At 32.9% G+C, this 4,609-nt stretch carries 4 protein-coding genes; all 4 read right to left on the bottom strand.

Going from position 1 to position 4,609, the window contains the following annotated elements; genetic code table 11:
• Positions 1 to 182: 182 nt before the first annotated feature.
• Positions 183 to 734 (bottom strand): ribonuclease FAU-1 family protein, encoded by a 552-nt coding sequence (locus NFS43_RS24200; RefSeq protein ID WP_251555542.1) that lies wholly within the window; start codon positions 732 to 734, stop codon positions 183 to 185.
• Positions 735 to 968: 234 nt separating this feature from the next.
• On the bottom strand, positions 969 to 1,352 hold the full coding sequence (locus tag NFS43_RS24195; RefSeq protein WP_251555541.1) for a DUF6262 family protein: 384 nt from the start codon (positions 1,350 to 1,352) through the stop codon (positions 969 to 971).
• The gene (locus tag NFS43_RS24190) at positions 1,345 to 3,381 is read right to left on the bottom strand and encodes a tyrosine-type recombinase/integrase (protein WP_251555540.1); all 2,037 of its coding nucleotides are present in this window, start codon (positions 3,379 to 3,381) and stop codon (positions 1,345 to 1,347) included. Before NFS43_RS24190 ends, NFS43_RS24195 begins: the two co-directional genes overlap by 8 nt.
• A complete protein-coding gene (locus NFS43_RS24185; RefSeq protein WP_251555539.1) occupies positions 3,381 to 4,472 on the bottom strand; it encodes a tyrosine-type recombinase/integrase in 1,092 nt (363 codons plus the stop codon). Before NFS43_RS24185 ends, NFS43_RS24190 begins: the two co-directional genes overlap by 1 nt.
• Positions 4,473 to 4,609: the final 137 nt, after the last annotated feature.

The raw sequence follows: 4,609 nt of genomic DNA, 5'->3' as shown, positions 1-4,609 counted from the left end.
ACGGCTGGTTATCAATACCTTTTTATAAAAAAGTTAGAATTTAAGTGTGTTCTTTCATTATAGACATGTATTTAAAGAATGATTTAAAAATGACGACTAACGATTTAAAGTCGTTAGCCATCATCTTCCATTAACGCGCCTTAATGCCGAAAATCAAAGTATAAATATAACCTTCCAGAATGTCATCCGTTATTCAACCAAGGAAGAAGTTCTTCATGCTTAAAGGTGCTCTCAGTTTCCGAAATAGTTTGAGAAAGAAGTATATCAATGGTATCCGTTAATGAATTTAGAGCTTGATGGGCAAACCCATTCTCAAATTGATTTAATGGCTCAGGTAACTCATCCTCGTCTAATATAAAGTAGTCTCCATTAGGAAGAACCATAATATCAATAATCAAATCCTCAAAAGATACTAACTTATCTGTCATATATGTATTTTTTACGATATTAAAATAGGAACCTAAATAATTCCCAGTTTTATCTCTCCAAATATACAAATTATATGGACGATCTTTCCAGTAATATGCGAGTGTATAACTACCTTTAGGAATAGTTAATTTATTTTGGTTTGCTATCATCGTAAAGGAATCTAGTATTTTATGAAAAAGCACGACATTTTGATTTTTTGCTTTTAACAGTATACAGCTATGTTCCACAATTGTGGAGTCGTAACGTATTTTTCTTTCTATTATTCTATCGAAACTTTGAATAGTTGATGTACTCATATTGACCATAGCTTTAGTTTCTCCTTTCTATATAATGTTCTCCCACAAGAACAAATAATTTTTATTAATTGTAACATCTATAAAACAAACTTGTTTCCACTGTTTCAATCAATTTTTGAATTACTTCTTTCTTCAAAAATCTTGCCCTATTGTAGAATGAAAAGGACATCGAACTTATCCTTTAATGGCATCGTCATATTACACAAAAAAATATCAAACATGGGAGGGGAAAAATCGTTGAACTTAAATTCCCTCATAAATCTTCCCAAATTGAATTTTCATTTGTTCTTTAATTTCTTTATTTTCCTTCTCTAAATCTTTGATTCTCTTCCGTAAGGAAGCAATAACTACATCTTTTGATGCGTCACTCATATTCCTTTTAGCTTGTTTTATTGAGGGGAGACCTTCTTGTTGTTTGCGAAGTGTTTCGATTCGATCTCGGAGTTCTGTATTTCTGTATAGAAATGCCTTTGAAACCCCTGATTCTTCAGATACAGAGTTAAAATTGATTCTCATTTGTTTTTTTATCATCTTTTTGATGGCATCTTCAACTTTTTGAATGGTCTTTTCCGTTTTCAATTTCGCATGTTTTATAATACCTTCGGTATTTGGGTTTTCATTAGACATTTTGCATCACCTTCTCACGTTCATCACCAACATACTCACGTCTTGTTTTATCTAAACCAAAGATACCGCCAGTATGTAGTAAACCATTTGCTAATTTTTTATATCTTTTTAATTTGGGTTCAATTAACTCAATGGAACGTAACCTTCCGGATTTTTTGTATACTTCAATATCAGCTTCCATTTTAGATATCTGTTCTTGATAATAGTCGAGAAAAGTCTTGTCAACGTGAAAACTTCGGCAGTTGTTTTTAATACATGGTGGTTCCAATGTCTGTTCAAGAAAATCACAATGAAGTTTTGGGCTTTTTACACAAAACCCATGATCTAAACGAATGGAGTCCATATTGTGACGTATCCACTCCAGTTCAACTCCATTTTCTTGAGCCTGTTGAGCTAAATCAGCGACAATAACTTCTCCATGAGTATCTAGTCTTACTGCGCCATTATCTCGAGCCTTTTCCCATTCATCACGGAGTGTCTGGTCATGAATTTGGGCATAGACTAATGTCATTTCAGGACTGGCATGTGCCATCAGTTTTTGAACATGAAGGATATTCATTCCGTTATTAATCAAATTAACACCGTAACGGTGTCGAAACGCATGATTTTTAAACCAATAAATTTCTCCTTCCTTGTCCTTAATATTACATCTGTTAGCTAGTTTATTAAGGTTCAACTTAATGGAATCCTGCGATATGGGATTACCCATCCTTTTCCCTTTAAGTGTTGGAAACAAATATTTCTTAGGGTTCGTATCCAAAGTGGATCTCTTTTTTGTAAGTTCTTGCTGCGCTAAGACAACATTAGCAATTTCTTCTGAAATAGGAACTTTATGATTTTTATAACTTACTTTCCTTTGATCTCCGATAATCCACCAGCCATCTTCTTGATTTACTAAGCAGTCAATTTTAAGTGATAAAACGTCACTAATACGAAAACCTGTTGCTTCCATTAGAAGAATTATAGGTATATGTTCTGAGGAAAGTTCGTTAATATGGTAAACTAACTGTTCCCATACTTCATCCGGAATATATTTAATTTCATCAGCTTTTGCTCTTTTCTTTTTAGGGATATCCTCAATTGACAATAGTGAAATAACTGACTTTGTCGGAGCTTCCTCCCATTCGAATTTCTGTATGTATGAGATAAACGTTTTAAGGTCTATTAAAAAACGATTTACATAATTGTGATCTGGATTAATTAAATATTTTCCCTTTTTAATAGTGGAATGTCGCAAGTATTCAATATACTCCTCAATATCTATTCTGGATAGCTGGTTTAATTCTTTCCACTCAGGATGTTTATCCTTCAAAAAGGTGAAGAAAAACGAAAGTCTATTTAAATAACATATTGCTGTAGAAAAGCTAATGGATTGCTGAACTACTAGGCGAGTCTTTATATATTTTTTAAATAATTGTCTATAAGGTTGCGGAACCTTCGAAAAGTCTAATGAATATCTACTGATTGTATTGTTATAATTAATCTTTAATTTTCGTACATCCCAACAATCCTTATCTGTTTCTTCTCGTTTATCATAAAAGTGATAATAAAATTCATAAATTTGAAGAAATAGTCTAATATACAATGATGGTTGAACGGTTGGTGACATCCATGGTGATGACTTTTTCCGGTGTACAATCTCAACTGACTTTCCTTTCTCTACAAGAAATGTTCGATACTCTAATAGAAACTTTTCTTTCGGAATATCAATAATAGAATCTAAATCAGCATAATATCGAGAGATAAATTCTGTAAAAACTTTAAGACATGGAGAATAATGCATAAAAGCATAGATAATCGAAATCCTTGTCTCCTGTAACCCCTTATAAAAATAATATTTTAATTCATTTTTTAATCTAAGATTGTGTACCTTATCAAAAATCAATTTTCTATTCCAATCATAATGTTTATCCAAGAAGGGGCATTCCTGTACATCCCACACATCATTTGCCCAATATCCATTCAATGGTTCATTTATCTGTTCCAGATGGTGGGGAAGGGGTTTTATTTTGAATGTGCTCTGTATCATTATTTATCTCTTCTTCCCATTTTTTTATTTGAATGAGCTTGTTCCCAGCTTTCACGTATGGTTTCATCGGATGCATGGATATAAGTCTGTATGGTTGTTTGAACGTGTGCATGCCCTAATAACCTCTGTATGATGGCAATATCTACTCCTGCTGCATGTAACTCTGTGGCATATGTATGCCGGAGCATATGAGGGGTAAAATCTATTCCTGTTTTTTTCTTCATCCGTTTAATTAAAGAACGTACAGAACCATCAGTCATTGGTTTACCACGATTTGGTCCAGTTAAGGTGATAAAAACATAATTGCTATCAATTTCGTAAGAATGATAGTCTATTAGATAATCTTGAAAGAGATTCATAGTCTCAATAGACACATAAACTTTTCGTTTTTCTCCATCTGATGTTTTGGATTTCCTCACCGTAATAGCGTTTTTACCTATTTCAAAATCCTCTACCCACAAAGAAAGAGCCTCTCCAATCCGTAATCCTCCTTCATATAATATACGGAATAATAATGCATCACGTATATTGCTGCATGCATCATGGATCACTTGGATTTGATTTTTACTCAAAGTTTTGATTAAACGCTTTGGTTCCTTAATCTTTAAAATGTTTTTATCGTATGAATTCCCTTTTGTAATGTGATGGAGGAAAGGTTTAAAAGTCTTAAAACGCCCTGGGGCTTGCTTTTTTAACTGATCATTTACATTTCCTTCGTAATCCTCATTACGAGTCAAATAGTCATAGAACCCTATGACACATGTTATGACGGTATTGACCGTTTTTTCTGATCGTTTCGCTAAGGTTTCTTCAAAATAAATGACTTTTGTAGATTGATCAGGAATTCTCAGCCATCCGATGAACTGAGCCAAAATATCAAGGTTTACTTCTTGATATTCTAATCCACACTCCTCTAGGAATTGAAAGTAAAGCTTTAGATGGTAACAGTATGATTTTAGTGTGTTTTCAGCTTTTCCAATGTTATCTAAATACTTTATATACTTTGCAACCGGTATGACAGGACAGCCATCCTTGTCAATTAACAGATATCTTTTCTTCTCTTGAATAAGAACCTCTTGTACTTTCAACATTACCACCCCCTGATTTCTTAGGATACTTTATATACATGAATTTCATAGTACACATAATGATTCTATGAGGAAATAAAAAAGAAGTAGTTGTTATCGTAAGATACGTTAATAACTACTTCTAATACTAGTACAATTAA

This window comes from Neobacillus muris, assembly GCF_943193175.1.
Classification (GTDB): Bacteria; Bacillota; Bacilli; order Bacillales; family Cytobacillaceae; genus Neobacillus; species Neobacillus muris.
This window is presented reverse-complemented; position numbering and strand designations above follow the sequence as displayed.

Coding starts and splice junctions, on each gene's coding strand:
- NFS43_RS24200 (WP_251555542.1), bottom strand. CDS start 734: ATGGTCAATATGAGTACATCAACTATTCAAAGTTTCGATAGAATAATA.
- NFS43_RS24195 (WP_251555541.1), bottom strand. CDS start 1,352: ATGTCTAATGAAAACCCAAATACCGAAGGTATTATAAAACATGCGAAA.
- NFS43_RS24190 (WP_251555540.1), bottom strand. CDS start 3,381: ATGATACAGAGCACATTCAAAATAAAACCCCTTCCCCACCATCTGGAA.
- NFS43_RS24185 (WP_251555539.1), bottom strand. CDS start 4,472: ATGTTGAAAGTACAAGAGGTTCTTATTCAAGAGAAGAAAAGATATCTG.